Origin of the sequence: Bradyrhizobium retamae, from assembly GCF_001440415.1 — a bacterium.
Taxonomy (GTDB): domain Bacteria; phylum Pseudomonadota; class Alphaproteobacteria; order Rhizobiales; family Xanthobacteraceae; genus Bradyrhizobium; species Bradyrhizobium retamae.
The window spans coordinates 156,823-183,672 of the sequence record NZ_LLYA01000001.1 but is presented as its reverse complement, the minus strand read 5'-3'; the positions used below and the strand labels follow the sequence as shown (position 1 = coordinate 183,672).

The 26,850-nt window shown below is 62.8% G+C and carries 27 protein-coding genes; 18 read left to right on the top strand and 9 right to left on the bottom strand.

The genetic code is table 11. The features are described 5' to 3' along the window. Window positions 1-143: 143 nt before the first annotated feature. The 5 genes from CQ13_RS00845 to CQ13_RS00825 all read left to right on the top strand — a co-directional run bounded on the left by CQ13_RS00845 (window position 144) and on the right by CQ13_RS00825 (window position 6,729). Window positions 144-2,015 carry an AMP-binding protein gene (locus CQ13_RS00845; RefSeq protein WP_057841132.1) on the top strand — a complete coding sequence of 624 codons (1,872 nt, stop codon included), beginning with the start codon at window positions 144-146 and terminating at the stop codon, window positions 2,013-2,015. Window positions 2,016-2,152: 137 nt separating this feature from the next. After that, window positions 2,153-3,280 (top strand): acyl-CoA dehydrogenase family protein, encoded by a 1,128-nt coding sequence (locus tag CQ13_RS00840; RefSeq protein ID WP_057841131.1) that lies wholly within the window; start codon window positions 2,153-2,155, stop codon window positions 3,278-3,280. 125 nt (window positions 3,281-3,405) lie between these two features. Next, window positions 3,406-4,653, top strand: a complete 1,248-nt coding sequence (locus tag CQ13_RS00835; RefSeq protein WP_057841130.1) for an acyl-CoA dehydrogenase — start codon at window positions 3,406-3,408, stop codon at window positions 4,651-4,653. A gap of 116 nt (window positions 4,654-4,769) precedes the next feature. Then, the gene (locus CQ13_RS00830) at window positions 4,770-6,014 is read left to right on the top strand and encodes an acyl-CoA dehydrogenase (RefSeq protein WP_057841129.1); all 1,245 of its coding nucleotides are present in this window, start codon (window positions 4,770-4,772) and stop codon (window positions 6,012-6,014) included. Between the two features lies 1 nt (window position 6,015). After that, window positions 6,016-6,729 carry a nitroreductase gene (locus CQ13_RS00825; RefSeq protein ID WP_057841128.1) on the top strand — a complete coding sequence of 238 codons (714 nt, stop codon included), beginning with the start codon at window positions 6,016-6,018 and terminating at the stop codon, window positions 6,727-6,729. 177 nt (window positions 6,730-6,906) lie between these two features. Here CQ13_RS00825 and CQ13_RS00820 read toward each other — a convergent pair whose 3' ends face one another. The 3 genes from CQ13_RS00820 to CQ13_RS00810 all read right to left on the bottom strand — a co-directional run bounded on the left by CQ13_RS00820 (window position 6,907) and on the right by CQ13_RS00810 (window position 9,940). Further along, window positions 6,907-8,541 (bottom strand): ankyrin repeat domain-containing protein, encoded by a 1,635-nt coding sequence (locus CQ13_RS00820; RefSeq protein WP_057841127.1) that lies wholly within the window; start codon window positions 8,539-8,541, stop codon window positions 6,907-6,909. Window positions 8,542-8,770: 229 nt separating this feature from the next. After that, window positions 8,771-9,025 (bottom strand): hypothetical protein, encoded by a 255-nt coding sequence (locus CQ13_RS00815; RefSeq protein ID WP_057841126.1) that lies wholly within the window; start codon window positions 9,023-9,025, stop codon window positions 8,771-8,773. Between the two features lie 138 nt (window positions 9,026-9,163). Next, on the bottom strand, window positions 9,164-9,940 hold the full coding sequence (locus CQ13_RS00810; protein ID WP_057841125.1) for an enoyl-CoA hydratase/isomerase family protein: 777 nt from the start codon (window positions 9,938-9,940) through the stop codon (window positions 9,164-9,166). 261 nt (window positions 9,941-10,201) lie between these two features. Between CQ13_RS00810 and CQ13_RS00805 the strand changes: the two genes are divergently transcribed. Together CQ13_RS00805 and CQ13_RS00800 are read left to right on the top strand one after the other, a co-directional pair. Further along, entirely contained in the window at window positions 10,202-10,867 is a 666-nt protein-coding gene (locus CQ13_RS00805) for a Crp/Fnr family transcriptional regulator (RefSeq protein WP_057841124.1), read from the top strand. Between the two features lie 17 nt (window positions 10,868-10,884). Continuing rightward, window positions 10,885-11,748 (top strand): DUF6537 domain-containing protein, encoded by an 864-nt coding sequence (locus CQ13_RS00800; RefSeq protein WP_057841123.1) that lies wholly within the window; start codon window positions 10,885-10,887, stop codon window positions 11,746-11,748. A gap of 1 nt (window position 11,749) precedes the next feature. Here the strand turns inward: CQ13_RS00800 and CQ13_RS00795 are convergent, their stop codons facing one another. Then, window positions 11,750-13,159, bottom strand: coding sequence for a TAXI family TRAP transporter solute-binding subunit (locus CQ13_RS00795; RefSeq protein WP_057841122.1), 1,410 nt, complete (start codon window positions 13,157-13,159; stop codon window positions 11,750-11,752). Between the two features lie 419 nt (window positions 13,160-13,578). Between CQ13_RS00795 and CQ13_RS00790 the strand changes: the two genes are divergently transcribed. Continuing rightward, window positions 13,579-13,932: a DUF3307 domain-containing protein gene (locus tag CQ13_RS00790; protein WP_197427218.1), complete on the top strand. Its 354-nt coding sequence runs from the start codon at window positions 13,579-13,581 to the stop codon at window positions 13,930-13,932. Between the two features lie 180 nt (window positions 13,933-14,112). After that, on the top strand, window positions 14,113-14,517 hold the full coding sequence (locus CQ13_RS00785; protein ID WP_057841120.1) for a hypothetical protein: 405 nt from the start codon (window positions 14,113-14,115) through the stop codon (window positions 14,515-14,517). Between the two features lie 41 nt (window positions 14,518-14,558). On the opposite strand, the gene CQ13_RS00780 is transcribed toward CQ13_RS00785, so the two are convergent. Continuing rightward, window positions 14,559-14,885: a YkgJ family cysteine cluster protein gene (locus CQ13_RS00780; RefSeq protein ID WP_197427210.1), complete on the bottom strand. Its 327-nt coding sequence runs from the start codon at window positions 14,883-14,885 to the stop codon at window positions 14,559-14,561. 46 nt (window positions 14,886-14,931) lie between these two features. After that, window positions 14,932-15,630, bottom strand: a complete 699-nt coding sequence (locus CQ13_RS00775; protein ID WP_028351726.1) for a helix-turn-helix transcriptional regulator — start codon at window positions 15,628-15,630, stop codon at window positions 14,932-14,934. Window positions 15,631-15,732: 102 nt separating this feature from the next. Between CQ13_RS00775 and CQ13_RS00770 the strand changes: the two genes are divergently transcribed. Beyond that, window positions 15,733-15,981, top strand: a complete 249-nt coding sequence (locus CQ13_RS00770) for a hypothetical protein (RefSeq protein ID WP_057841119.1) — start codon at window positions 15,733-15,735, stop codon at window positions 15,979-15,981. Window positions 15,982-16,042: 61 nt separating this feature from the next. After that, complete coding sequence (locus CQ13_RS00765; RefSeq protein ID WP_057841118.1) at window positions 16,043-16,774, top strand: glutathione S-transferase family protein; 732 nt, start codon at window positions 16,043-16,045, stop codon at window positions 16,772-16,774. Between the two features lie 63 nt (window positions 16,775-16,837). Here CQ13_RS00765 and CQ13_RS00760 read toward each other — a convergent pair whose 3' ends face one another. Beyond that, entirely contained in the window at window positions 16,838-17,467 is a 630-nt protein-coding gene (locus CQ13_RS00760; protein ID WP_057841117.1) for a pyridoxamine 5'-phosphate oxidase family protein, read from the bottom strand. Between the two features lie 117 nt (window positions 17,468-17,584). On the opposite strand from CQ13_RS00760, the gene CQ13_RS00755 reads away from it, so the two are divergent. Then, a complete protein-coding gene (locus tag CQ13_RS00755) occupies window positions 17,585-18,478 on the top strand; it encodes a LysR family transcriptional regulator (RefSeq protein ID WP_057841116.1) in 894 nt (297 codons plus the stop codon). A gap of 22 nt (window positions 18,479-18,500) precedes the next feature. Here CQ13_RS00755 and CQ13_RS00750 read toward each other — a convergent pair whose 3' ends face one another. Together CQ13_RS00750 and pobA are read right to left on the bottom strand one after the other, a co-directional pair. After that, on the bottom strand, window positions 18,501-18,926 hold the full coding sequence (locus CQ13_RS00750; RefSeq protein WP_057841115.1) for a PaaI family thioesterase: 426 nt from the start codon (window positions 18,924-18,926) through the stop codon (window positions 18,501-18,503). A 215-nt stretch (window positions 18,927-19,141) separates the two neighbouring features. Next, window positions 19,142-20,311 (bottom strand): 4-hydroxybenzoate 3-monooxygenase, encoded by a 1,170-nt coding sequence (pobA, locus tag CQ13_RS00745; RefSeq protein ID WP_057841114.1) that lies wholly within the window; start codon window positions 20,309-20,311, stop codon window positions 19,142-19,144. A gap of 260 nt (window positions 20,312-20,571) precedes the next feature. Between pobA and CQ13_RS00740 the strand changes: the two genes are divergently transcribed. The 6 genes from CQ13_RS00740 to CQ13_RS00715 all read left to right on the top strand — a co-directional run bounded on the left by CQ13_RS00740 (window position 20,572) and on the right by CQ13_RS00715 (window position 26,818). After that, on the top strand, window positions 20,572-21,588 hold the full coding sequence (locus CQ13_RS00740; protein WP_057841399.1) for a TRAP transporter substrate-binding protein: 1,017 nt from the start codon (window positions 20,572-20,574) through the stop codon (window positions 21,586-21,588). Window positions 21,589-21,665: 77 nt separating this feature from the next. Continuing rightward, on the top strand, window positions 21,666-22,175 hold the full coding sequence (locus tag CQ13_RS00735; RefSeq protein WP_057841113.1) for a TRAP transporter small permease: 510 nt from the start codon (window positions 21,666-21,668) through the stop codon (window positions 22,173-22,175). Between the two features lie 6 nt (window positions 22,176-22,181). After that, a complete protein-coding gene (locus tag CQ13_RS00730; protein ID WP_057841112.1) occupies window positions 22,182-23,498 on the top strand; it encodes a TRAP transporter large permease in 1,317 nt (438 codons plus the stop codon). Window positions 23,499-23,559: 61 nt separating this feature from the next. Continuing rightward, complete coding sequence (locus CQ13_RS00725) at window positions 23,560-24,018, top strand: DUF3237 domain-containing protein (RefSeq protein ID WP_057841111.1); 459 nt, start codon at window positions 23,560-23,562, stop codon at window positions 24,016-24,018. A gap of 105 nt (window positions 24,019-24,123) precedes the next feature. Beyond that, window positions 24,124-24,930 carry a crotonase/enoyl-CoA hydratase family protein gene (locus CQ13_RS00720; RefSeq protein ID WP_156433417.1) on the top strand — a complete coding sequence of 269 codons (807 nt, stop codon included), beginning with the start codon at window positions 24,124-24,126 and terminating at the stop codon, window positions 24,928-24,930. A 1-nt stretch (window position 24,931) separates the two neighbouring features. Then, the gene (locus CQ13_RS00715) at window positions 24,932-26,818 is read left to right on the top strand and encodes a feruloyl-CoA synthase (protein ID WP_057841109.1); all 1,887 of its coding nucleotides are present in this window, start codon (window positions 24,932-24,934) and stop codon (window positions 26,816-26,818) included. The last annotated feature ends 32 nt before the right edge of the window (window positions 26,819-26,850 follow it).

Genomic DNA, 26,850 nt, shown 5'->3' with positions numbered 1-26,850 from the left:
CCCAACAAGGGGAGAGGGCGCAGCAATGAGCGCCGCAATCCGCGGATGCAAGGCATCAGGGTCTTCCTCGAAAAGCGAAAGCCTGTCTATATCAGGCGATGACGACAAGATCCGCAAAGGACAAAAATTCCGGGAGGCGCAATATGAGTGGGAGTGCAGCAAAGGTGCTGACAAAGCCGGCCTTCCGCAAGATCGAATGGTTGCCGCGCGACATCGCGGTGGAGCGTCGTCCCGATGGCGTCATCATCCTGAAGTCGCGCATTCCGCTGCAGCCTTACGAGAAGCACATTCCGGCGTCGCTTTCGAAATGGGCGAAGCAAGCGCCCGAACGGATCTGGCTGGCACAACGCGGCGGCGCTGAGCGGCAATGGCGCAACGTCTCCTACGGCGAAGCCAAGCGCGTCGTCGACGGACTGACGCAGGGCCTGCTCAACCTTGGCCTCACGGAGGGCCGTCCCGTTGCGATCCTATCAGGCAACTCCATCGAGCACGCGCTGATGACGCAGGCGGCGATGCAGGCTCGCCGGCCGGCCGCGCCGGTGTCGCCGGCCTATTCGCTGATGAGCCAGGATCGTCTCAAGCTCAAATATCTCTTCAACCTGATCAAGCCTGCGGTCGTGATGGTGCAGGACGGTCCGACCTTTGAGAAGGCGCTCAGGGCGATCGACCTGGCCGGCGTCACTGTGGTTCACGTCGCGCGCCCGTGCGAAGGCATCAGGAGTGTGTCGTTCGCCGAACTCGCGGCAACGCCGGCCACCAAAGATGTCGAAGACTCGATTTCAAAGATCACACCGAAAACCGTCGGCAAGCTCTTGTTCACGTCGGGCTCGACCGGCATGCCGAAGGCCGTCATCAATACGCAGGAGATGATGTGCGCCAACGCGGCGATGATGATGCAGGTGCGCCCGCGCGACCCGAACGGGCCGGTTTCCACCTATCTCGACTGGATGCCCTGGAATCACACCATGGGCGGCAATGCGCTGTTCAACCCGGCGCTGATCGACGGCGGCACGCTCTACATCGACGACGGCCGCCCGATGCCCGGCCAGTTCGACGAGACCATTCGCAATTTGCACGAGATATCGCCGACCTATTACGCCAACGTCCCCGCCGGCTACGCGGCGCTCGCCGCTGCGATGGAAAAGGACGACGCGCTCTGCCGCAGCTTCTTCAAGAACCTGACCGTGATGGCCTATGGCGGCGCTCGGCTGCCGGACGATCTTTACGACCGTATGCAGGCGTTGGCGGTGAAGACCACCGGCGAGCGCATCGTGTTCTACACCGGCTGGGGTTCGACTGAGACCGCGCCGACCTCGACCGGCACCTATTGGGACACCGAGCGTGTCGGCCTGATCGGCCTGCCGTTTCCCGGCGTCGAGTTGAAGATGGTGCCGTGCGGTTCCAAATACGAATTGCGCCTGCGCGGCATCAACGTCACGCCGGGTTATTTCGGCCAGCCGGAATTGACGAAGAAGATGTTCGACGAGGAAGGTTTTTACTGCATCGGCGATGCCGGCGTGTTCGTCGATGACAACGATCCGCTGCAGGGCATCATCTTTTCCGGCCGCGTGGTGGAAGACTTCAAGCTCACGACCGGCACCTTCGTCCATGTCGGCTCATTGCGCACCGACGCCATCGCGGCTGCGACGCCAGTGGTGCACGACGCTTTGGTCACGGGACAGGATCGTCCGTTCATCGGACTTCTGGCTTGGCCCAATCTGCACGCCTGTCGGCAGATCGTGGGGAATCCCGATGCGACGTTTGAGCAGGTGGTGAAGCAGCCCCAGGTGATCGCCTGCCTGAAGCGTGGCTTGGAAGCGCATAACGCCTCCGCCACCGGCAGCAGCATGCGGATTGCGCGCGCGATGCTGATGGCCGAGCCGCCCTCGATCGACGGCAACGAACTCACCGACAAGGGCTACATCAACCAGCGCGCCGGCCTCGAACGCCGCGCCGCGCTGGTGGAGAGGCTTTATGCCGACAAGCCGGGAGATGATGTGATCATTTTGAACTGATCGTAGGATGGGTAGAGCGCAGCGAAACCCATCGTTCGAAACCGATTCTCTCCACTCGACATTCCGGGTTCGATGCTTCGCATCGCCCCGGAATGACGGGGAATAGAACAATACGAAAGCAACTGAGGTAGGCCGCCATGAACTTCGATTTCTCCGACGAACAAAAACAAATGCGCGACGCGGCGCGGAAATTTCTCACTGAGAAGTGCCCGCCGAAGGCCGTGCGCGAGGTGCTCGACGGCAAGGCGCCGTATGACAAGGAATTGTGGAAAGGGCTCGCCGAAATGGGCTTCCTCGGCGTCGCAATTCCCGAACAGTTCGGCGGCGCGGGCGCGGGCCATCTCGAGCTTTGCGTGATTGCGGAAGAAATGGGCCGCGCGAATGCGCCGGTGCCGTTCTCTTCCACGGTCTATCTTGCCGCCGAGGCGCTGCTGCTGGCTGGCTCCGATGCGCAGAAGCAGAAATGGCTGCCGAAGATCGCTTCCGGTGCGGCGATCGGCACGCTGGCGCTGTTCGAAGGCAAGGGCAATCCGTCGCCGAAGGCGATCAAGCTGCAGGCTTCCGGCGGCACGCTCAACGGCGTGAAGAGGCCGGTGCCGGATGGCGCGATTGCCGATTTCGCGGTCGTTGCCGCGCGTACCGGTTCGACCGAGCGCGATTCCGACATCTCGCTGTTCCTGGTCGACCTCAAGGCCGGCGGCGTTGAGGCGAAGCCGTTGACCAATGTCGATCCGACCCGCGGGCAAGCCGAACTCACCTTCACGAAAGCCAACGCCGAACCGCTTGGCGCGGCCGGCGAGGGCTGGAGCATCCTCACGCAAGTGCTCGACCGCGCCGCAGTACTGCTGGCGTTTGAGCAGGTCGGCGGCTCCGACCGCGCGCTGGAAATGGGCCGCGACTACGCGCTCGACCGTATCGCGTTCGGACGGCCGATCGGCTCGTTCCAGGCGGTGAAACACATGCTCGCCGACATGTACGTCTCGGCGACGTTGGCGCGCTCGAATTGCTACTACGGCGCCTGGGCGCTCTCGACCAATGCGTCGGAATTGCCGGAGGCCGCAGCGGCGGCGCGCATCAGCGCGACGCAGGCGTTCCAGCACTGCTCCAAGAACAACATCCAGGTTCACGGCGGCATGGGTTTCACCTGGGAATTCGACTGCCACATGTACTACCGCCGCGCCAACACCACCGCGCTGACGCTCGGCAGCCTGTCGTACTGGGAAGATCAGTTGATCGACCGCATGCGCAAGAAGAACGCGGCGTAAGCTTGTGAGACCCGTAGGATGGGTAGAGCGCAGCGAAACCCATCAGAAGTCGGACGGCAAAAAGAGATGGGTATCGCTTCGCTCCACCCATCCTACGAAGCAGGATGCGACCGAGGATTTAAAACATGAACTTCGACGACACTCCGCAGGAAGCCGCGTTTCGCGCCGAAGCCCGCGCATGGATACAAGCCAACGCGCCGAAGCAATATGAGGAAGAACTGCGAAAGTCCTCGCTCGGCCGCACCGTGCTCAAGGGCGCGAACATTCTCGACGTTGCAAAGGCCTGGCAGAAGAAGAAGGCCGATGCCGGCTGGGCCTGCCTGCACTGGCCGAAGGAATATGGCGGCCGCGGCGCCTCGCCGATCGAGCGGGTGATCTGGCAGCAGGAAGAGGGGCCGTTCGGCAAACTCAGCGGCATGTTCATCATCGGCCACGGCATGTGCGGCCCGACCATGATGGCCTATGCCGGCGAGGAGCAGAAACGCGAATATCTGCCGCCACTCGCTTCCGGCGAGAAGATCTGGTGCCAGCTATTCTCCGAACCCGCAGGCGGCTCCGACGTCGCAGGGCTTCGCACCCGTGCCGAGAAGAAGGGCGACGACTGGATCATCAACGGCCAGAAGATCTGGACCTCGGGCGCGCACTATTCGGATTACGGCATCCTGCTCACGCGCACCGATCCCAATGTGCCGAAGCACAAGGGCCTCACGATGTTCTTCCTGGACATGAAGAGCCCGGGCGTCGAGGTGCGGCCGATCAGGCAGGCCAGCGGCCAGTCCGACTTCAACGAAGTCTATTTTACCGACGTGAAGATCCCGGACTCGCAGCGGCTTGGCGCCGTCAATGACGGCTGGAACGTCTCGCTGACCACTCTGATGAACGAGCGCATGTCGATCGGAGCGGGCGTGGCGACAGGCTTCCCGGAACTGTTCGAGTTCTGCAACAGCCTGATGTTGGAAGATGGGCCTGCGATCGAGGACCGCAGCGTTCGTTCGAGGCTGGCGAACTATGCGGTGAAGGCGAGCGGCCTGAGATACACCAGTATGCGCGCGATCTCGGCGCTGTCGAAGGGTGAGCGTCCGGGCCCGGAGAATTCGATCGGCAAGCTGGTGGCGGGATCGATGGTCCAGGAAGTCGCGATGTACGCGCTCGACCTGCAGGGCGCTGCCGGCGTGCTGAGCGGGCCGGAAGACGCCGAAGTCGCCGGAAAATTCCAGGCGATGCTGCTGCGCGCGCCGGGCACCCGCGTCGAAGGCGGTACCGACGAGATCATGCGCAATATCATCGCCGAGCGCGTGCTTGGCTTGCCCGGCGATATCAGAGTCGACAAGGACGTGCCGTTCAACCAGATCCCGACCAAGGGAAGGACTTAAGACGATTCGTAGGGTGGGTTAGCGAAGCGTAACCCACCATTGCCAGCAACAACGCTCGATAGAACTGGTGGGTTACGCCTTGCTAACCCACCCTACGCAAGAAAAAGAGGTCCGCAATGAACTTCGACGATACGCCGCAGGAAGCGGAATTCCGTAGCCTCGCCCGCAAATGGATCGACGCCAACGCGCCGAAGCATTACGAGGCGGAGCTCTCAAAATCCTCGCTCGGCCGCATCCGGCTGGAGAAGGAAGATATCGTCGACGTCGGCAAGGCCTGGCAGAAGAAGAAGGCCGAAGGAGGCTGGGCCTGCCTGCATTGGCCGAAGGAGTATGGCGGCCGCGGCGCTAGCCCGATCGAGAAGGTGATCTGGCAGCAGGAAGAGGGCGTCTACGGCAAGCTGACGCAGCCGTTCCAAATCGGTGAGGGCATGTGCGGCCCGACGGTGATGGCGTTCGGCAGCGAGGCGCACAAGCGCTACTATTTGCCGAAACTCGCTTCCGGCGAGCACATCTGGTGTCAGCTCTTCTCCGAACCCGCCGGCGGCTCGGATGTCGCGGGGCTGCGCACGCGCGCGGAGAAGCAGGGCGACAACTGGATCGTCAACGGCCAGAAGATCTGGACCTCAGGCGCGCACTACTCCGACTACGGCCTGCTGATCACGCGCACCGATCCCAACGTGCCCAAGCACAAGGGCCTGACGATGTTCTTCCTCGACATGAAGAGCAAGGGCGTCGAGGTGCGGCCGATCAAGCAGGCCAACGGCATGCAGGAGTTCAACGAGGTCTATTTCACCGATGTGGTGATCCCGGACAGCCAACGGCTCGGCGCGGTCGGCGACGGCTGGAACGTGTCGCTGACCACGCTGATGAACGAGCGTATGTCGATCGGTTCGCGGCTTGCGACGGGCTTCCCCGAGATGTTGGAGTTCTGCTCCAACCTGATGACCGATGACGGGCTTGCGATCGACGATCCCGCGACGCGCTCAAAACTCGCGAACTGGGCGGTTAAGGCGAGCGGACTGAAATACACCAGCTACCGCGCCATCTCCTCGCTGTCGAAGGGCGAACGGCCGGGCCCGGAAAACTCGATCGGCAAGCTGGTGTCGGGTTCGATGCTGCAGGATATCGCGACCCATGCGATGGATCTGCAGGGCGCGGCCGGCGCGCTCACCGGCGCGGATGAGGAAACGGCGCGCGGCCAGTTCCAGCAGATGCTGTTGTCCTCGCCCTCGATGCGCATTGCCGGCGGCACCGACGAGATTCTGCGCAACATCATCGCCGAGCGCGTGCTCGGCCTCCCCGGCGATATCAGAGTCGACAAAGACGTGCCGTTCAACAAGATCCCAACCAAGGGACGCTAACATGGATGCTATAGCACCCAAGGCACGTTACGCGACCGCGGATCGCATCGGCATGCTCGAAGAGCTCCTGAACGAGCGTTATTCCGTCCGTGCATTTCTGCCGCGAGAAGTGCCGCGCAAGACCATCGAACATATTCTCAGGGTCTCGCAGCGCACGGCGTCATGGTGCAACAGCCAGCCCTGGCAGGTGCTGATCGCCAGCGGCGAGGCCAAGGAGACATTTCGCAAGGCGATCTATGCCGAAGCCGCCTCCGGCGCGAAAGATGATCATGACTTCACGCCGCCGCGCGAATATCTCGGCGTCTATCTCGAACGCCGCCGCGAGAGCGGTTTTCAGCTCTACAACACGCTTGGCATCGCCAGAGGCGACAAGATGGCCTACGCCAAACAGGCGCTGGAGAACTACAATTTCTTCGGCGCCCCGCATGTCGCTGTTATCCACACCGACGAGCCGCTCGGCATCTATGGCGCGGTCGATTGCGGCGCCTATGTCTCGAATTTCATGCTGGCGGCGCAGGCGCTCGGCCTGGGCACCATCCCGCAGGCCGCGCTGGCGCGGCATTCCGGATTGATCCGGCGTCACTTCAAGCTGGCGGATGACCGGCGCGTGGTCTGCGGCATTTCCTTCGGCTATGCCGACCACGCCCACAAGGTCAACAGCTACCGCACCTCGCGGGCGAGCGTGGCTGATACGGTCACCTTCGTGGACGAGTAACCCTTCTCCCCTTGTGGGTGAAGGTGGCATAGGCGGCCTTTGGCCGCCGTCTCTTAGAACGCCGATGCTTCGCATCGGCTACGGCGCCGGATGACGGGTCTCTATCCGCGGAGACAACCCCTCACCTGTCTTCGCTTCGCGAAGGCACCCTCTTCCACAAGGGAGATGGGGAGAATGTCAAACTCCGCGAACCAGCAGTTCCTCGGTGACCTCGTCGGAAAAGCGTTTTCGCATGCCGGCGACCAGCACCCAATCAGGATCGTTGGGCATCGCCGTCGCACGCGGCATGCCGTGATCGAGTAGGGCGCATGCGCAGCCGACCCAATCGCCGCCCTCGACCGGTTCGTTGCAGGAGGCCCAACCCAAGGTGCCGCAGGCGTTGTCGCCGTGGCCGTGCTGCTCGGTCCAATCAGCGCCGTGTTCGAGCAGGAAGCGCGTCAGCGCGGCATCGCCGCGGAACACCGCGAGGTTGAGCGCGGATGCATCCCAGTCGCCGCCGCGCACCGTGATCGGCCAGCCGAGCCTGACCATCAGCTTGACGACGTCATCGGCGCCGGCCGCGGCCATGTCAGGCAGCAATCGCAACTGCGCCGGCGACAACGAGGCCGGCAGGTCAGGTCGCCGCGAGCGGATCGCTCGCGCCTCCGTTTCGTCGCCGCGCGCACATGCGGCGACGAAGCGCTCTTCGTCGGTAACGTCAGGTTCGCCCTCGCGCAGCAGGGCTGCGACCTCGGAGAGTCCGAACTGCAGCGCCAGCCTGTAGGGACTGATGCCGTCAGCGGTTGGTCGAAACCGATCGGCGCCCGCTTCCAGCAATGCGTTCACATGGCGGGGGCGCCGGCGGTAGATCGCCCATGCTAAAGGCGAGCCCCAGCCGGCCAGCGGCTTGTTCAGCGCCGGTTCGTTCGGATCGCCGCCATGCTGCAGCAACAGTCTTAGCGCGGTGTCGTCTTCGAGATCGATCGAGCGGTAGATCGCGTTGCTCTCTGCGATCCGCGCGCCGTGCTCCAGCAATAGCCGCGTGCACGCCGGATTCTCCAATGAATGATAAAGCGATTCGCCGTCATTCGGACCTGCTCCCGCTTCGAGCAACAGTCTGGTCAGCGCCGGATCATGGTTGCTGCCGGCCGCGCCATAAAGCGTTGAGAGCGGATAGCGTTGGTCGGGCTCGTTCAGCGATCCAGGCGGCCAGCGGCTGTAGATGTGCTGGTTGACGTCGGCGCCTGCCGCGATGAGCAATTGCGCGCAGCGATGCAGGCGCCCGCGAAATTCTTCCACGCGCAGCAGGCTTGAATGCGCGACCGCGAACAGCGGCGGCAATCGCAGCGGGCCGCCGGGACGGTTGGTCCAGGCCGGATCGGCCTGTGTCGCTCGCCGCAGCGCGTCTTCGTCGCCGATCGCACAGGCGAGATAAGGATCGCCCGCGACGAGTTCGGGATCATCGGCCAGGATGCGCAGCGCGACGCGCGGGTTGGCGCGGTTGGCAGCGCCGCTGACGTCGCCGGAATAGATGAGCTGAGCCCAGTGCAGGACGCGAGCGGCGCGCTCGTTGCGCACTGCCATCTGCACTTCGACGTATTGTTTCAGGTCAGGCCATGACGCAAAGCCGTGCTCGCGCGCGATGCATGATTGCGCGTCGTGCAGGCGAAATTGCAGGAATGAAATGTCCTGATCGCTTCGGCCGACCGCCGCCGGCAGCGCATGCCGAAACCGCGCTATCGCCGCCGGGTCGCGGCTTCGATAGAGGCGGATCAATTCTTTGGCTTGTTTCTTCAGATGATCGAGATTCAATCGATCGGGAGACCGGTTCATCAGACACCTCCGTGCGTGACATCGCCGAGGGCCCGCAATACCGGCTGCACAAAGGCTCTAGATGTCGCTCGAAAGCTGCAAGTGGGTTCAACCCTTCCCGCGGGCCCGGGCGCGGCTTGCACCGCAGGCGCCACAATATGGCTGCAGCGGGCACGGGTCAACGTATCAGGCAAGCGGAAAAATCCCGATCGCAGGCGCGGTCGGGATCTCTCTTACAAATGCTGTTCGATCAGTAGGCGCAGACGTTCACGGTGCGCAGGCGCATGCCACGGCGGGTTTCGACCCAGCGCTGCTGCAGGCAGGCGTTCAAACCGGTGTTGACGTAGACGCCACCGAAGCCGACGCCGATGGCGGGACCCCAGCCATGGCCCCAATGATGGCCCCAGTGATGGCCGTGGTAAAAGCCGCCGGCGGAAGCGGGCGCTGCAGCGGCAATGGTCAGCGAGGCGGCGGCAATCAGTCCGAGGGTAACCTTGCGAAACATACTCATTTTCTCCAGTTGCTTGGCACGAGGCCGTTGTTGCGTCCCTGCCCATCAGTCGGACCAGGGGCGAACTGCGTTCACGCGCGAAGGAGAGAATCGTGTTTCAGGAGTGTTTCATGCCGCGAAATACGCCCCGCTCTAAAACCGCGGCGGCCGTTTTTCCGCGAACGCCTCGATGCCTTCCTTGATCTCGGCGCTGCGCATGCTCTCGCGGTGGCGGAGGTCGGCGGCCTCGTCGTCAAGCTTGCCGCGGGCGAATTCGTTGATGGCGCGCTTCATGCCGCGCATCGCCAGCGGCGCGTTGCCGGCCAAGATAGTGGCGAGACGATCCACTTCCTCGTCCAGCATCGCCACCGGCACCATGGCAGTGAGGTAACCGATCCGCAGCATTTCCGGTGCGGTGATTTTTTGCGCGGTGAGAAAAAGCATCTTTGCATTGTCGACGCCGAGCCGCGAGACGTAGCGCTTAATACCGCTCTTGTAGTAGTGCAGGCCGAGCCGTGCCGCCGGCATGAACATTTCCGCCGTGTCGACGCCAATGCGGAAATCGCAGGCCAGCGCCAGGTCGGTCGAGCCGCCATAGACGCCGCCATTAAGCCGGCAGATCGTTGGCACGCCGAGATCCTCCAGCCGGTTGACCACGACCTCAAACGCCGATCCCGCGCTCGGCTGTTCCTTCTCGCTGATCGCTCGGTCCGCGACCGAATTGAGATCATAGCCGGCGCTGAACGCGCGGCCGGTGCCGGTCAGCACCAGCACGCGGATCGCGGGATCGGCCTCGATCCGGTCGAACAGTTTCATGAGTTCGCCGAGATCCTCGCTCTGCAGCCGGTTCAGATGTTTCGGCCGGTTGAGGCGGATGGTGGCGCGCGGGCCTTTGATTTCAAGGACTGGTGCGCTCGCCGCTTCGGACATCCTGTTCTCCATTATTCTTTTGTCTGCCTTGGTGCGCCGTCGGGCCGGGAGGACCGTCAAATGCCTTGTCAAAACCCAGGCCGCGGCCGGCACTGTCCAGCAAGCGCCATTGCGGTGAATTTTACCCCGGAAAGGTGAGAATCCCGACAAATAGTCGCGTTTTCCTCGTATACCAAAGCAAGCCCGCGGACATTACGATAGCGGGCACGGCAACAGAAACGTGAATTAGATCACTCCCTGAAGAAAATTGGTTGGTCTCCAATGGATACGTCTCATCTGGCACAACACGCGGGAACGGCCGGTGTGCTGTTTGCCACGATCTTCGTGGTTGCCACCACGACGATGAAGACCATGATCCCTTTGCGGATTTTCGGCATTCTCGCCAACGTCATCCTGATCATCACCGCAATTCCCGCCCGAAACTACCTGGTCATGGTGGTGCAGTTGATCATGCTGCTGGTTAATTCCTATCGGCTGCACCAGATGTTGCAGTTGGTGCGCGACGTCAAAAAATCCGTCAACAGCGACCTGTCGATGGAATGGTTGAAGCCGTTCATGACCGAGCGCCAATGCCAGGCCGGCGAAATCCTGTTCTACAAGGATGAGAAGGCCGAGGACATGCTCTATATCGTCAGCGGCAAGTTCAAGCTGGTCGAATCCGGCATCGTGCTGCCGGTAGGCGCCATCGTTGGCGAGCTCGGTATGCTGTCGCCGTCGAACATGCGAACCCAGACGCTGGAATGCGTCGAATCCGGCCTCATCCTGAGCGTCAGTTACACCAAGGTTGAGGAGCTCTACGTGCAGAACCCGGCCTTCGGCTTCTATTTCCTGCGGCTGTCAAGTGCCCGGCTGTTTCAGAATATTGAAACGCTTGAGCGGCGACTGGCACAGCAGTCTGCGCCGGCAGCCGAGCCGAAACCCGCGTAGAGGCCGGAGCCCAAGGAGTGTCAGACCGCGGTATTCTGTCGTCGTTGCGTTATCTCTTAGCCGATTTCATTGGCGACGATGACGACGAGCCGCCGTTCCTGCCCGAAGGGCTGCCGGAGCCGGTGATGGCGGTGGCGAGCAAGGCCATCCATCTCCTCATCGACTATCAGGGCCCGAGCTACGCCCGGCTCTACGTCGACCGGCTGCGGCGGTTCATCGGCAAACGAGGCGTCGACGACGTGATGCTCGGCGAAATCGCGCGGCTGATGGCGGTGCGCATGAGCTATCAGGACCCGATCCGGATCGCGCAGCTCAAGCTCGCCGAACTCAGTGGCCCGCCCGGCGGGTCGGCCGGGTCCGTGGATATCAGGAAATTCCGGCTTGAAGAGTTGATCGGGGCGCTTCCCGCCGTCGTCGCCGAATACCTGCTCGATGCCATCGAATGGGTGGGTTGGGCGCACAAGCGCGTTTCGATCCGCTTTAGTACGGCAAGTCGCTTCGGCATTCGCCGCCTCAAGATCGAGGCCGGGCTGCGGCGATGGCGGCTGCTTTCGGTGCGCTATGCCAAGGAGCGGGTCTGGGTCGAACGCTGGCTGCACATGATTGACCGCAGCCTGACCAAGCAGCCCCAAGCCGCGCCCACGGTCATCCAGACTGCGACCATGATCGAGGGCTATGGCGACGTCTATCGGCAGGGCATGGCGGACTGGAACGCGATCATCGACGGGCTTGCCAAGCCGACCTTCGATGGCGCGCTGGCCTTGTCAGATCTCGCCGGCGCGATCGCCGAAGCGCGCGCCGCCGTCTCGCCCGACCCGCGGCAGACCGCGCTCAAGCGCAAGATCGCCGAGATAAGGGCACGGGTGCCCGTTAACGTGTAGTTTACGCGCTCTGCGCGGTCTTCACGACCACGACCTTGTCGTCCTGCGGATGATCATGCGCGGCATACCGCTTGAGATGTTCGCGGCGCAGGCCGATTTCGTCGCGCACGAATTCATAGCCGAGCTTGAAGGTATCCAGCCCGTCGCTACTGATGGTGCCGTCGCGCAAGCCAATCACCACGCCGCGCAGGATTGCTTCCAGCTCGTCCTGCAGTTCGTCGAGCGCGTCGAGAGAGTTGGCGTGCTCGACGCGTTCGCCGATATCGAGAATTGCGGTCGCGAGCTGGCTGGCCTTTTCCGGTGCGATCCGGGTGATCTTGGCGTAGATGGCGGCAAAGATCGAGCCGATGATGCTGAGCGCCAATAGCGCCACATACATCAAATCGCTGTAGCGCTCGACAAAGGACTTGGTGTCGTCGTTGATGTATTCGGCGGCGCCCGGATGCGCCACGACGAAGGCGTCCTTGTCGGTCTCTGCGGGCTCGATCTTGGAGGCGAAGCCGTCGGGTAGCGCAAGCTCGGCCTTGTTCTCGTAGATGATCCGCGCAAGGTCGCCCACGGTGGTGGTCGAGAGCTTGGATTGGGCGACCAGCAGCCATTCGAGCCCGATCGTCTCGACGTCTTCCGCAGGGACAGCGGGGGAGGCGGACAGCATTCCGGTCGCCACCGTCTCCTCCGAGATCGCCGGGTACTTCCTCGCGATCGCCTTTGCCGATTCGATCGCATTCAGGGTGAAGCTGCCGCGTCGGGAAAATTGCTGGTAACTTTTGTCCTTTACGATCTGCGAGGCGTGCGCGATCTTGACCACGGCGCCGAAGCCCGCGGCGAACAACTGGTCGAAGGTCGCGCCCGGCGAGGCCATCTGGACCCGCGCCGCCGCATCCGGGGTGTCGGAGAGCTCGAGAATGTTGCGCACCAGCGCAGCCCCGCTCTCGTTGTCGGCTATGACGGCAATCTTCTTTTTCTTCAGCTCCGCGACGGATTTGATTTTCTTGCCGTTCGGGCTGATCAAGAGAAGCAGGTCGTGTTCGAGGATCGCCAGCGCGCGGGCGCGGGGCGGAATCCTGGCGTCGGTGCGCAAGATGGCAAGGTTGGCCTCCTTGCGGTCGAACTGCGACAACGCCTTGGCACTGTCGCCGTTGGGCACGATCTTGAGCCGCAGCCGCGAGGAATTGTTCTTCAGCACCGTCGCCAGCCGGGCAGCGAAGCGCGCCTCCGGACCGCCGGTATCACCGACGGCAAATACCAGCGTTTCGGAATTGCGCAGCAGCGTCCGGCCACCCCACACCACCGCGGCGGTCAGGACTAGCGTCAGGATGGAAAACAGCAGGATCTGGGTCCGGTTGCTCTTGACCGCCCGCGAGCGGCAACGCGGCATTTTCGGATGCGGCGTTGGGGTTTCGGCTCGCATGGCTCGCACCCGGGGTCAGGGACGTGTTGCCGCCGGGCTGGGCGCCGCAGGCCGTCCGAATGGATTTGTAAATACCTAGAAAAGAACGATAATTTTGGCTGCCGGCCAATGATAGCCCGCTCTTATGGGATTGGCAAAGCGGGCCCGCCGGTAACCTTGCCCGGGCCACGCTGCGCGCCGTTGCCGCAGTATCGCAGTTCCGCCACACCGTGCGATTTTCAGACTACCCACAGGTGCATTCCGCCGCGGGAGGTGTCATAAATAAAGGCAACGTTCGAATAGTCCGGGTTTGACAAGAACATTGCGCTGACAGCCTAGGTCCCGGTTTTTCGCCATCTCGTCAGTCCCAGCAAAGGGCGTCAGCTTTGTTGTTTCCCTCGATGTCGTCCTCGATCCCGGTAGGTGCGCTGGTCGGATGGATGCTGCTTCTCACCGTGAAGCACGTCATTGCCGATTTCATGCTGCAAACTTCCTGGATGGCGATCGGCAAGGATCAAAAGACTGGCTGGGCGATGCCGCTGCTTGCGCATTGCCTCGTGCACCTCGCGGTATCGCTGGCGTTGATCCTGATCGTCGCGCCGCGATTCTGGTTCGTCGCGTTTATCGATTTCTTCATCCACATCACCGTCGACCGCCTCAAGGGGATCATCGCCTCCCGGTTCGGCGTCACGCTCGAAAACGAGCATCCGTGGTTCTGGACGCTGATCGGCGTCGATCAGGCGCTGCATCATCTCACCGGTTTCGGCCTGGCGATTTACATGGCGGCGAACTGATCGCGCCTGGTGGCATCAGTCCAATCTTCTCCGAATTCGGAAGGCGTATCCACGTTGGCGCGAATCACGTTCTGATTCCGGTTCAGGCGTCACAGGCAAGCGCCCCGGAACACTACTGGTGCAGGTGGTTAACCCTTCATTAGAGAATTACACGGCATCTTCCGGAAAGGGAGAACCGCAATGTTTTCAAGCCGCGACGCCTTCGAGAACGATTTTTGTCCGGTCCGGGACGAACTGCTGGGCGAGATGTATCGCGCCAATCCGCACGGGCTGTCGCTGCTGGTGGAAAGCGTTTCGTCCGACGTCCGCGCCATGCTGGCGCTGTTCTGCTACCGCCGCAGCCACCTCCACGCGCTGGCCATCGCCATCGCCGCGAGCTGCACCGAACGCGAGCTGATCCATTTCGGCGGCCGGGTCGGCTCCACCCTCTACGCGCTGTCGCGCGAACCCGCCGTGCGTTCCGCCTCGTCGTCATCGCACGGTGGTCGCAAGCCGATCACTCTTTCGACCAAACCGCTCTCGACCTTCAAGCCGATCGAGGATGAGATCGACGACGAAGATTTTGCGGAAGCGGTGACGGCGTAACTTGCACTGCCGTCATCCCTGCGCCCGTGCGCAATTGCGCACTAGGCAGGAAGGGCGGGAAGTATCGGCAATCCGTGCCGCTTTCGCGCCATCGCACACTCCACGTCACCGGGCATGCAGGTGCGGCACACCTCGGGCCGCACCGCGTAGACCAGGCACGACGTCGCCTCGCCGACCTTGCCTGACAGCGCCGAACAGCGCTCGCCGTCGCAGCGCATTCCCGACAGCCGTTCGTTGACGAATCTTTCCGGAATCAGGTCGAGCGTCGCATCGTCCTCGGTGGTGAAACGCGGCCAGTTCTGCGAGTAGCTGCAGCACGCGCCGCAGGCCTGGCAGGGGTTTTGGTCGTAGGCGGCGATTCCTTGCATGTTTCAGCGTTTAGCCCGGAATGACGGCGGCGACCAGCGACCAGCCTCAAGTATCCTTCGGCGCTTCCCAGACCAGGCTGCGCCGCCATTTCGCCCGCAGGATATCGCGCCGTTCCGGATATTTTTCGTCGTGATAGACCGCGTCGACGACGCGGTCGGTGCGAAAACTGCGAAAATCCTTCCGCAACTCGCACCACGCCGCCAGTATCCGCACCGCCTCGTGATAGCCGACCGCGATCGGCCAGATCGTGCGCTGGCTGTCGCGGCCATGCTCGTCGCGATAGTTCAGCGTGATCTTCTTGCCGTCGTGGATCTGCGCCCGCGTCCGCACCATGTCGATGCGGTCGGGCTCCCGGTTCCATGCCCGTCGGGCGCGGCTGGCCGGCTCCAGCACGAATGGCCGCAGCCGTTCGGGCACCGTCTCGGCGACTTTCGCCATCAGATCCTGGGCTGCGCGTGCCAATGCCGGATCGGCGTGGCCGACCACCCATTGCGCGCCGAGCACGCAGGCCTCGATCTCATCTGGCGTGAGCATCAAGGGCGGCAGGTCGAAGCCTTTTTCCAGGATGTAGCCGACGCCGGCTTCGCCGCGGATCGGCACGCGCTGTTCGATCAGGGTCGTTATATCGCGGTAGATGGTTCGCTTCGAAGTCTCCAGCTCCGCCGCGATCGCGTCCGCGGTCAAGGGCTTGCGGGTGCGCCGGAGCACCTGAATGATCTGAAACAGCCGGTCGGCCCGTCTCATGGCTCGTCTCTTTTCCTGATCGATGGCCCGCGATGCTGACAGCATGTTGGCAGCAGGGGTTTTGTATATCGGGACAACACCTCAATTAAAGGGAACTTGTCCATGACCATTTTCCGCGAATTCGGCTTCCGGCAAAGCCGCGGACCTCTCGTGAATGCCCACCGATTTGCATTGGAACAGCTCGTTTCCATCCACTGCGTCACCACCGACCTGCGCTGGGCGATGGTTGAGCTGGCCTGGCGTTCGCTCGTCGCCATGTGCGCCCTGGCGCAAGAGCAGCTTGCGTCGTGGGCGCGCAAGCCCCGTTCGCCGCGGCAGGAGGAAGGCGGCGGCCGGCACTGCTGCTGCTGACACCATGGTGGCAGCAGGGGGGCGCTAGCCTCGGGCGCGTTTTTGAGATCGGGAGACCAGCATGATTACCCTCTACGGCTTCGGTGCCGGCTTCGGCCTGCCGGAGATCAGTCCCTTTGTGACCAAGACCGAGGTCCAGCTCAAGATGGCCGGTCTTGCCTATCGCAAGGAGAAGGCCAAGCCGCCGGCTTCTCCCAAGGGGCAGTTGCCGTACATCGTCGACGAGGCCGAGACGATCGCCGATTCCACCTTCATTCGCGCGCATCTGGAAGCCAAATATGGTTTCGACTTCGATGCGCCGCTCAGCCTGCAGGCGCGGGCGCAGGCCTGGGCGTTCGAGCGGATGATCGAGCATCATATTTATTGGGCGCTGGTCGGCGCGCGCTGGATCGACGGCGACAATTTTGCCAAGGGCCCTGCGCATTTCTTCGACAGCGCGCCGGCGCATCTGCGCGAGAAGATGCGCGAGGACGCCCAGTTCCGCGTCGCCGAAAACTACCTGCTCAGCGGCCTCGGCCGCCACGCCCCGGACGAGGACATCGATCTTGCCGCCCGCTCGCTGTTTGCGCTGTCGGTCCAGCTCGGCGACAAGCCGTTTCTGATGGGCGAAGCACCCTGCGGCACGGACGCCACCGCGTTCGGCGCGCTCGCCGGAATCCTGACGCCGTTCTTCGAGTCGGCGCTACGGCAGCGGACCGAGCAGTTCGCCAATCTCACCGCCTATGTCGACCGGATGATGCTGCTGTACTATCCGGAATTCGCCTGGGCGCCGGTGCAACAGCAAGCCGCCTGACTATGGCTCTTTGTTTGACGCGTTTTCTTTACGCGAACCGGTACCACTTCGCTTGAAAACGCTCTAGCCTGCCGGAGCGGACCGGCCCTGCAAAGCGGCCAGCTCCGCTTCGAGCTCGGCGATGCGGGCGTCGCGCACGGCCAACGCCTGCGCGACGCCGGCGGCGTCGAACTTCTGCGGAATGTGCTGCGGGCAGTTGGTGTCCCACGCCGCAATCTTGAACAGGATGACCTGCTCGGGCCGCGCTTTGTAACCGTGCGGCATCAGCGATTTCGTCAGCGCCGGATCGTCTTCCACCACGCGCGCCTCGCCCCAGATCTTCACGCGCCGGCGATGCGCATAGTCCATCACGAAAATATGTGCCTTCGGATTCTCCGATAGATTGCCTTGGCTGATGTACTGCCGGTTGCCGCTGTAATCGGCGAACGCGATGGTGTTCTTGTCGAGAATTTTGACAAAGCCCTTCGGCCCGCCGCGGTGCTGGATGTAAGGCTGGCCGTCGGCGGAAGCGGTCGCGAGATAGAAGCTCGTGGTCTCGGTGAGGAAGCCGGCGAGGTTTTCGTCGATCTCGACGCGCCAGCCGCCGCGCGCCTCGACGCTGGCATAGGCCTCGCGCGAGCCCTTGCGGGTCTGGATCGCCTTCACCGCCGAAGTGAAGGCGACATCGCTGGAAGAGGTGTGAACGTCAGACATCTGAGCCTCCCGTGGAGCGCCTAAACGGTCGTCCTTCAGGCTCCAAGATGGATGTTTCCGTAACTTAAACAATCTTTGGAATTGACACTTTACTATTGCTGGATATGCAATAATAGGATGGACCGGCTCGATGCCATGCAGGCCTTTGTCGCGGTGGCTGACCTGCGGGGCTTTGCCCCAGCGGCGCGCAAGCTCGGGCTATCGCCATCGGGCGTGACGCGGCTGATTGCGGCGCTGGAGGATCGTCTCGGTGTGCGGCTGCTGCAGCGGACGACGCGGCAGGTGACGCTGACCGATGCCGGCTCGCGCTATCTGGAGCGGGCGCGGCGGATCCTGGCTGACGTCGAGGAGGCCGAGGGCGCCGTCGCGGGCGAGCGCACGCGCCCCGAGGGACAGCTCGTCATCTCGGCGCCGGTCGGGTTCGGCCGGCTGCATGTCAGCGCAATCGTGACCGCCTACCTAAAGCGCTATGCCGCCGTCGGCGTCGATCTCCGTTTGTCCGACCGCATGATCAACCTGGTCGAGGACGGCGTCGATCTCGCGGTTAGAATCGGCCATCTGCCCGACTCGACGCTGGTGGCGCGCCATGTCGGCGAGATGCGGCGGATCGTGGTGGCTTCGCCCGGTTATCTCCGGGCGCGCGGCGAGCCGCAGCGGCCACGGGACATCTCCGCGCATGACACGATCCAGTTCGGCGCCATGACCGCAGCGCTCGACTGGCGTTTCGTCGAGGACGGCCGCGAGATCCGCGTCGCCAGCACGCCGCGCTTTGCCACCAACAGCTCGGATGCCGCCATTCAATATGCCGAGCAGGACGGCGGGCTGACGCGGGTGATGGCCTATCAGGCCGCCGAATCCCTTAAAGCGCGTCGGCTCCGAATCGTGCTTGTGCCGTTCGAACAGCCGGCGATGCCTATCCACATCGTCTATCCGACCTCGCGGCTGCTCTCGGCCAAGGTGCGCACCTTCGTCGATCTGGTGACCGAAATGGCCGACTGGCATTTCGGGTAGCTACCGTGCCCCGGACGCGGCGCTACACCGGCTCCTTCTTCGGCACCACGCGAAACGTCGCATTGGCCCGCGCGATCACGGCGTCGTCGGCCTTGATCAGGCTCTGCGCGAAGCAGACCGTCCTGCCGGTCTTGACCACCTCGCTCTCGACCGCAAGCCACTGCCCGACCTCGGCGGTGCCGACGAAATCGACCGCCAGCCCGATCGTCACCAGCGACGACACCCCGCCCATCACATGCGCGCAGCTATGGCCCATGGCATTGTCGGCGAGCGCCGCGATCAGCCCGCCGTGAATGAGCCCCCGGCCGTTGGTGTGCGGTTTTGCCAGCCGTAGCCCGATGATCACGGCCTTGTCGGTCTTCTTCGAATAGAGCGGTTCCCAGGGATCGGTAAGCGGGCTCTTGCGGGTGTGCGGCTCGAATCCTTGGGGAATGTCTGATGCGGTCATTGGCGGCTCGCGGTGTGACGATGCTGTCGTCATTGAACGCAACCGGCCAGCGAAGTCACCACCTACAAAGTTTTAAACGGCTTTAAGACGGGTGTTTGAAATGCCGCGCTCTCTCCGTTCGTCATGCGAGCGGAGCGAAGCAATCCATGCGTCCGCAAGCGGAGAAAGATGGATTGTTTCGTCGCTAGCGCTCCTTGCAATGACGATAGCGGCGTCTAAAACGGCAGCCCGACATAATTCTCCGACAGCGACGCGGACGCCGCCTTCGAATTGACGACGTAATCCAGCTCGGCGAGCTGAATCCGTGCGCCGAATTCGCCCTGGTCCGGGAATTTGTGCAGCATCGAGGTCATCCACCAGGAGAAGCGCACCGCCTTCCAGACGCGCGACAATGCCTTGGCGGAATAGCCGTCGATCCCGGCCGAGGATCTCTCGTCGTAATATTCGCGCAGCGCCTGCGAGAGGTAATGCACATCGCTGGCGGCAAGGTTCAGGCCCTTGGCGCCGGTCGGCGGCACGATGTGGGAGGCGTCGCCGGCCAAAAACATCCGGCCGAACCGCATCGGCTCGGCGACGAAACTGCGCAGTGGTGCAATGCTCTTTTCAATCGAGGGGCCGGTGACGAGTTCGTCGGCCGCCTTCTGGTCGATCCGGCGCTTCAGTTCGTCCCAGAAGCGCTCGTCCGGCCACTGGTCGATATGATCGTCGAGCGGACACTGCACGTAATAGCGGCTGCGCCGGGTCGAGCGCATGGTGCAGAGCGCGAACCCGCGCGCATGATTCGAGTAGATCAGCTCGGGGCTGACCGGCGGCGTCTCCGAGAGGATGCCGAGCCAGCCGAATGGATAAATCCGTTCAAAGGTCTGGATCGCGGACGGCTTTACGCTGGCGCGGCTGACGCCATGAAAGCCGTCGCAGCCGGCGATGAAGTCGCATTCGATCTCGTGGGTGACGCCGTCCTTGACGTAGCTGACGCGCGGGCGGTCGGTATCGAAATCGAGCGGTTTGACGTCGGCGGCCTGGTAGATGGCGGTGAGGCCCGCCGCCTTGCGCGCGTTCATCAAATCGAGCGTCACCTCGGTCTGGCCGTAGATCATGACGGTCTTGCCGGTGGCGCCGTGCAAGTCGATTCGGTGCCGCGCGCCGCCAAACGCCAATTCCAGACCATGGTGGACCAGCCCCTCGCGATGGGCGCGCTCACCGGCGCCGACCTCGTCGAGCAGCGCCACCGTGCCTTCCTCGAGCAGGCCGGCGCGGATGCGGCCGAGCACATATTCGCCTGTCTGGCGCTCGAGAATGACGTTATCGATACCGTAGCGGTGAAGTAGTTGCCCAAGCAACAATCCTGCCGGACCTGCACCTATGATTGCGACTTTTGTCCTCAATACCCGCTCCTCCCGGTATTATAGGTTTCAAGCCGGCGGTTGCCCCCAGGCTTGCAATGGTAGTTATATCATATAACGGTTTTGGCAAAGGACATTGGCGCGAAACATTATGAGTGTACTCGCGGCGGTGCACATGGCGACCAGGAGAAGAGGAGACGCGCGGCCGAACGTTCGCCTTGAAAAGGCGGGCGAGTTAGATAACATGTTAATTAACGAGGTCGGGCGATCGAACAGCCCGCGTGCCAAGGGAGAGGATGCCGATGAGGAAGACATTTCTGGCGATGCTGCTGGCCGCCAGCGTGACGCCTGCGCTGGCGCAGGAAAAAACCTTCGAGCTGAAACTGTCGCATTGGGTGCCGGCGTCGCACCCGTTGCAGAAGGCATTGGAGGAATGGGGCGCGGCGGTCGAGAAGGAATCCGGCGGCACCATCAAGTCCAAGGTGTTCCCGGCGCAGCAACTCGGCAAGGCGTTCGATCATTACGACATGGCGCGCGATGGCATCGCCGATGTCACCTACATCAACCCGGGCTATCAGCCGGGGCGGTTTCCCATAATCGGCGCCGGTGAACTGCCCTTCCTGATGTCGGACGCCAAGGGCGGCTCGATGGCGCTCGACGCCTGGTATCGCAAATATGCCGAGAAAGAGATGAAGGACGTCAAGTTCTGCCTGGCCTTCATCCATTCGCCGTCGACCTTCCATTCCCGGACGAAGAAAATCGTCACGCCCGAAGACATCAAGGGCATGAAGATCCGGCCCGCCCATGCCACAATGGCTAATTTCGTCACCCAGCTCGGCGGCACCAACGTGCAGTCCTCGGCGCCTGAGGTCCGCGACATCATCGAACGCGGCGTCGCCGACTCCGTTACCTTCCCGTGGGGGTCGGTGGTGCTGTTCGGCATCGACAAGGTGACGAAGTATCACATCGAAGCGCCGATCTACGTCACGACCTTTGCCTTCGTGATGAACAAGGACAAGTACAACCAGATGTCCGATAAGCAAAAGAAGGCGATCGACAACAATTGCAACACGGAAGCCGCCGGCCGCGTCGGCGAACCCTGGGGCAAGTACGAGGATGCCGGCGTCGAAAAGATCAAGGCGATGACCGGTCACGAGGTCTACAAGCTGACGCCGGAGCAGACCGCGCAATGGAAGAAGGCGGCCGAGCCGCTGGTCAAGACCTGGGGCGAGGGCGTCAAGAAGAACGGCGGCGACCCGGACGCGGCGCTGGCCGAACTCAAGGCCTCGCTCAGCAAGTACAACGCGCTCGCGCAGTAGACGCGTAAACAACCTTCCGGCGGCAGAGATCTCCTGCCGCCGTTGCTCGCTGCCATTGCCAGCCGTTCGGAGCGGACATGAATCGCGCGTGGATGGATCGTTTCATCAACACGATCGAATGGATCGCGGCCGGCTTTGTCGGCATCGTTGCGCTCAACATCTTCATCGGCGTCCTGCTGCGCAACACGTTCAATTACGCGATCCCGGACTCGTTCGACATCGGGCGCATGCTGCTCGGCATCCTGATCTTCTGGGGCATCGCCGCGACCAGCTATCGCGGCGGCCATATCACGGTCGATCTGATCTGGGCCAATGTCGGACCAAAGTATCAGCGCATGATCGACGTGTTCGCGACGCTGGTGCTGCTGTTCGTCGTCACCGTGCAGACCTATACCCTGTTCGACAAGGTGCGCGGCACCTACAACGACAATGTCCTGACGTATGAAGTGCATATGCCAACCTGGCCGTTCTTCGCGGTCGCCTGGGCCGGCGACGCCGCCGCGGTGCTCCTGATCGCGATCCGCACCTGGCGGCTGGTCTTCCATCCGGAAGAAATCCATGACGCCAAGATCAAGACCGTGGAGTAGGGCGGGATGAGCACCGATGCCGTCGCGGTCCTGGGATTTGTCGCGCTCTTCGTGCTGATGCTGCTGCGCGTGCCGGTCGGCATGGCGATGGGCCTGGTCGGCGTCTGTGGCTTCGGCTATCTGGTCGGCTTCACGCCGGCGCTCAAGATGGTCGGCCAGACCTCGATGCGCACGGTGACCGACTACACCTTCGGCGTGATTCCGATGTTCCTGTTGATGGGAGCATTCGTCAGCAATTCCGGCATGAGCCGCGAACTATTCCGCGCCGCCAACGGCTTTGTCGGCCATCTGCGCGGCGGGCTTGGCATTGCTACCGTCGGGGCCTGCGGCGGTTTTGCCGCGATCTGCGGCTCGTCGGTGGCGACCGCCGCGACGTTCTCGGCCGTCGCCTATCCGGAAATGCGGCGCTATGGCTATCCGCAATCCTTTGCCACGGGCGTGATCGCGGCCGGCGGCACGTTGGGCGCCATGTTGCCGCCATCGACGGTGCTCGCCGTCTACGGCATCATTACCGAACAGGACATCGGCAAGCTGTTCATCGCCGGCATCATCCCCGGCCTGCTCGCCATTGCCATGTACATGCTTACGATTTCGCTGATCGGCTGGTTCCGGCCGGACTTCCTGCCGGCGGGTCCGCAAACCAAATGGCGCGAGCGCTTGGCCGGCCTGAAGAACATCTGGGCGCCGGTGCTGCTGTTCATCTTCGTGATCGGCGGGCTGTACGGCCTGCCATTTCTGCCGCGCTTTACGCCGACGGAGGCGGGCGGGGTCGGCGCCACCGGTGCGTTCCTGATTGGCATACTGACGGGAAGGCTGGACAAGGAAAAGATCCTGGGTTCGCTGCTGCAGGCGACCCGCACCGCAGCCGCGGTGTTCACGGTGTTGATTGGCGCGCTGATCTTCGGCTATTTCCTGACGGTGACGCAGACCCCGCAGAAGGTGACGGAACTGCTCACCGGCCTCGGGCTCGGTCCCTACGGCATCCTGGCGCTGATCATGGTGATGTATCTGGTGCTGGGCTGCCTGATGGATGCCATGGCCATGATCATCCTGACGGTGCCGATCATCTTTCCAGTGATCGTCCACCTCGGTTTTGATCCGATCTGGTTCGGCATCATCGTCGTGATGACGGTAGAACTTGGCCTCATCTCACCGCCGATCGGCATGAATGTCTTTGTCATCAAGAGCGTCGTCAAGGACGTGTCGTTCTCCACGATCTTCCGTGGCGTGATGCCCTTCGTGTTGACGGACTTGATCCGGCTGGTGATCCTGATTGCATTTCCAATACTGGCACTGTGGCTGCCGCAGCGCATGGCCGGATAGGGCATGATCCGGAAAAGTGGAAGCCGGTTTTCCGAAAAATCATGCTCAAACAGATAGTCCGATGACCCCGCAGCTCGAGACCAGATACGTCTTCACCATCACCGTGCGGATCGGCGAGGTGACGTCGGCCGGCGAGATCGGCACCGGCGTGCGCCGGATCATTCCGATCATCGGCGGCGAGGTGAAGGGCGAAGTCAACGGCAATGTTCTTCCCTTCGGGGCGGACTTCCAGATCATCCGCCCTAACGAATTGATCGAGCTGGAAGCCAAATACGCCTTCGAGACCGACGACGGTGCGGTGGTCTATGTCGAGAACAAGGGCCTGCGTTTCGGCCCGGTCGAACTGCTGCGGAAGCTCAAGCGCGGCGAGCCGGTTGATCCAAAACTGATCTATTTCCGCACCGTGCCGAAATTCGAGACGGGCGCAGAGAAATATCGCTGGCTGATGCAAAACCTCTTCGTCGCCTCCGCCGCCCGCCACGCCGACCGCGTCGTCATCGACGTGCACCAGGTGCTGTGAGGCGCGCGCTCGTCTCGGACGCCTCCAGGGGAGGGTGAACTCCCTCATTGACTCCCGCCCGGCAAAATCGTTATAAAACATAACTATTCTGCGCAGGACCTAAAATTGCCTATGGGAAACGCCTCTACCGCCGCCGCGGGTCAATCCGACCTGCTCATGATCGAGCAGAAGGGCGCGGTGCTGACCGTGGGCCTCAACCGGCCGGCCAAGCGCAATGCGCTCAACGATGGCATCATCCTCGCGATCCAGGATTGCTTCTCCAATCTGCCCGAGGGCACAGGCGCCGTTGTCATCCATGGCGTCGGCGACCATTTTTCCTCCGGCCTCGACCTGTCCGAACTGACCGAGCATGACGCCACGGAGGGCCTGCGGCACTCGCAGATGTGGCACCGGGTGTTCGATCGCATCCAGTATAGCCGCGTCCCCGTGATCGCGGCGCTGAGGGGCGCGGTGATCGGCGGCGGGCTGGAACTGGCCTGCGCCGCGCATATCCGCGTCGCCGAACCATCAGCCTATTTCGCGCTGCCCGAAGGCCAGCGCGGCATCTTCGTCGGCGGCGGCGGATCGGTGCGGCTGCCGCGGCTGATCGGGGTGGCGCGGATGATCGACATGATGCTCACGGGGCGGGTCTATTCGGCCACCGAAGGCTCGGCCTATGGCTTCTCGCAATACCTCACCGAGGCCGGCGGCGCGCTGCCGAAGGCGCTGGAACTGGCGGAACGCGTGGCGGCGAACGCGCCGCTGACCAATTTTGCCGTGCTGCAGGCGCTGCCGATGATCGCGGAGGCCAATCCACAAACTGGCCTCCTGATGGAATCCCTGATGGCAACCGTGGCGCAAAGCGACAAAGAGGCCAAGCGCCGCATTCGTGCGTTTCTCGACCACAAGACCGCAAAGGTGAAGCCGACCTGACATGAGCGCCAAGCCCAGCATGTCCGCCTCGACCGATTCAGCCGCGCGCGCCGATCATCCGCTGCGCCCGATCTCGTTCGGCACGCCCGCGGTGCATGTCGAGCGCCGCGACGACGGCACCATCTATCTGCGTCCGAAAGCGCAGTTGCGGGACTATCCGGCGCGTATCACCGATCGGCTGCATCATTGGGCCGCAGCGGCGCCCGATCGGGTCTTCATGGCGGAGCGCAACGCCGCACGCGGCTGGCGGCAGATCACCTATGCGGAGCTGTTGACGTCGTCGCGGCATATCGCGTCTGCGCTGCTGGCGCGCGGCCTTTCCGCGGAAAAGCCGGTCGTCATTCTGTCCGGCAACTCGGTCGATCATGCGCTCATCGCGTTCGGCGCGCTCTATGCCGGTATTCCCTTCTGTCCGGTATCGCCGGCCTATTCGCTGGTGTCGCGCGACTACGGCAAGCTCAACTATCTGATGAAGCTGTTGACTCCCGGCCTCGTGTTCGTCGACGACGCGACGAAATTCGCCGATGCGCTCGCCGCCAATGTGTCGTTCGGGACCGAGATCGCCGCCTCGCGCGGTGCGGTGCCCGGCCGTGATGTCACAACGCTTGCAGATCTGATGCCGACGCCGCTGCATCCGCGGCTCGACGCGGTGCACCAGGCGATCGGCCCGGATACGATCGCAAAGTTCCTGCTGACGTCGGGCTCGACCGGCAACCCGAAGGCCGTGATCAACACGCAACGCATGATCTGCGCCAATCAGGTGATGCTGCGCGAGACGCTGGCGTTCCTGAAGGACGAGCCGCCGGTCATCGTCGATTGGCTGCCGTGGAATCACACCTTCGGCGGCAATCACAATATCGGGCTGACGCTCTATAATGGCGGCTCGATGTATCTCGACGAAGGCAAGCCGATGCCCAGCGGCATCGAGGAGACCGTGCGCAATCTCCGGGAGATTTCGCCGACGGTCTATTTCAACGTGCCCAAGGGCTATGAATCGCTCTTGCCCTATCTGCGCGACGATGCGGCCTTGCGTAAAAAGTTCTTTGCGCGGCTGCATGCGATGTTTTTTTCGGGCGCGGCGCTGTCGGCCTTCGTCTGGAACAGCCTCGACGAATTGTCGGTCCAGGAAACCGGCTATCGCGTGCCGATGCTGACCGGCCTCGGCGCCACCGAGACCGCGCCGTTCTTCATGTCGGTCAATCCGGTGACCAGCCGCTCCGGCCATGTCGGGCTGCCGGTTCTAGGTAATGATGCGAAACTCGTGCCCAATAATGGCAAGCTGGAGGTTCGCGCCAAGGGGCCGAACGTGATGCCCGGCTACTGGCGTCAGCCTGATATGACGGCGAAGTCCTTCGATGAGGAAGGCTTCTACAAGATGGGCGATGCGCTCAAGCCGGCCGTTGCAGATAATTTCGACGCCGGCTTCGATTTCGACGGCCGCATCGGCGAGGACTTCAAGCTTGCCAGCGGCACCTGGGTCAGCGTCGGCCCGTTACGGGCGCGCTTCGTCGCGGCCTGCGCGCCGCTGGTGCGCGACGTCGTGATTGCCGGCATCAACCGCGACGAAATATCGGCGCTGGTGGTGCTCGATCTCGACGGTTGCCGTCTGATCAATCCGACGCTTCCGGTCGACGACCTCGCTGCCGCGGCGTCCGATCCGCTGATCGTCGCGGCCTTCCGCGAACGCTTTAAGAAGCTCGTCGCGGGCGCAACCGGATCGTCGACCCGGATCACGCGCGCGGTGCTGCTCGATACGCCGCTGTTGATCGATCGCGGCGAGGTCACCGACAAGGGTTCGATCAACCAGCGCGCGGTTCTGGAGAACCGCAGTGCGCTGATCGAGGAGATCTATTCGCCCGCGCCACCGGCGCAGGTGATCACGCTGTAACCGAATTCGCTCAGAAGCTTGTCAGGGAGAGC

Excerpts from the sequence above, each read along its gene's own strand:
- CQ13_RS00845 (WP_057841132.1), top strand. The coding sequence starts at position 144 with ATGAGTGGGAGTGCAGCAAAGGTGCTGACAAAGCCGGCCTTCCGCAAG.
- CQ13_RS00840 (WP_057841131.1), top strand. The coding sequence starts at position 2,153 with ATGAACTTCGATTTCTCCGACGAACAAAAACAAATGCGCGACGCGGCG.
- CQ13_RS00835 (WP_057841130.1), top strand. The coding sequence starts at position 3,406 with ATGAACTTCGACGACACTCCGCAGGAAGCCGCGTTTCGCGCCGAAGCC.
- CQ13_RS00830 (WP_057841129.1), top strand. The coding sequence starts at position 4,770 with ATGAACTTCGACGATACGCCGCAGGAAGCGGAATTCCGTAGCCTCGCC.
- CQ13_RS00825 (WP_057841128.1), top strand. The coding sequence starts at position 6,016 with ATGGATGCTATAGCACCCAAGGCACGTTACGCGACCGCGGATCGCATC.
- CQ13_RS00820 (WP_057841127.1), bottom strand. The coding sequence starts at position 8,541 with ATGAACCGGTCTCCCGATCGATTGAATCTCGATCATCTGAAGAAACAA.
- CQ13_RS00815 (WP_057841126.1), bottom strand. The coding sequence starts at position 9,025 with ATGTTTCGCAAGGTTACCCTCGGACTGATTGCCGCCGCCTCGCTGACC.
- CQ13_RS00810 (WP_057841125.1), bottom strand. The coding sequence starts at position 9,940 with ATGTCCGAAGCGGCGAGCGCACCAGTCCTTGAAATCAAAGGCCCGCGC.
- CQ13_RS00805 (WP_057841124.1), top strand. The coding sequence starts at position 10,202 with ATGGATACGTCTCATCTGGCACAACACGCGGGAACGGCCGGTGTGCTG.
- CQ13_RS00795 (WP_057841122.1), bottom strand. The coding sequence starts at position 13,159 with ATGCGAGCCGAAACCCCAACGCCGCATCCGAAAATGCCGCGTTGCCGC.
- CQ13_RS00790 (WP_197427218.1), top strand. The coding sequence starts at position 13,579 with ATGCTGCTTCTCACCGTGAAGCACGTCATTGCCGATTTCATGCTGCAA.
- CQ13_RS00785 (WP_057841120.1), top strand. The coding sequence starts at position 14,113 with ATGTTTTCAAGCCGCGACGCCTTCGAGAACGATTTTTGTCCGGTCCGG.
- CQ13_RS00780 (WP_197427210.1), bottom strand. The coding sequence starts at position 14,885 with ATGCAAGGAATCGCCGCCTACGACCAAAACCCCTGCCAGGCCTGCGGC.
- CQ13_RS00775 (WP_028351726.1), bottom strand. The coding sequence starts at position 15,630 with ATGAGACGGGCCGACCGGCTGTTTCAGATCATTCAGGTGCTCCGGCGC.
- CQ13_RS00770 (WP_057841119.1), top strand. The coding sequence starts at position 15,733 with ATGACCATTTTCCGCGAATTCGGCTTCCGGCAAAGCCGCGGACCTCTC.
- CQ13_RS00765 (WP_057841118.1), top strand. The coding sequence starts at position 16,043 with ATGATTACCCTCTACGGCTTCGGTGCCGGCTTCGGCCTGCCGGAGATC.
- CQ13_RS00760 (WP_057841117.1), bottom strand. The coding sequence starts at position 17,467 with ATGTCTGACGTTCACACCTCTTCCAGCGATGTCGCCTTCACTTCGGCG.
- CQ13_RS00755 (WP_057841116.1), top strand. The coding sequence starts at position 17,585 with ATGGACCGGCTCGATGCCATGCAGGCCTTTGTCGCGGTGGCTGACCTG.
- CQ13_RS00750 (WP_057841115.1), bottom strand. The coding sequence starts at position 18,926 with ATGACCGCATCAGACATTCCCCAAGGATTCGAGCCGCACACCCGCAAG.
- CQ13_RS00740 (WP_057841399.1), top strand. The coding sequence starts at position 20,572 with ATGAGGAAGACATTTCTGGCGATGCTGCTGGCCGCCAGCGTGACGCCT.
- CQ13_RS00735 (WP_057841113.1), top strand. The coding sequence starts at position 21,666 with ATGAATCGCGCGTGGATGGATCGTTTCATCAACACGATCGAATGGATC.
- CQ13_RS00730 (WP_057841112.1), top strand. The coding sequence starts at position 22,182 with ATGAGCACCGATGCCGTCGCGGTCCTGGGATTTGTCGCGCTCTTCGTG.
- CQ13_RS00725 (WP_057841111.1), top strand. The coding sequence starts at position 23,560 with ATGACCCCGCAGCTCGAGACCAGATACGTCTTCACCATCACCGTGCGG.
- CQ13_RS00715 (WP_057841109.1), top strand. The coding sequence starts at position 24,932 with ATGAGCGCCAAGCCCAGCATGTCCGCCTCGACCGATTCAGCCGCGCGC.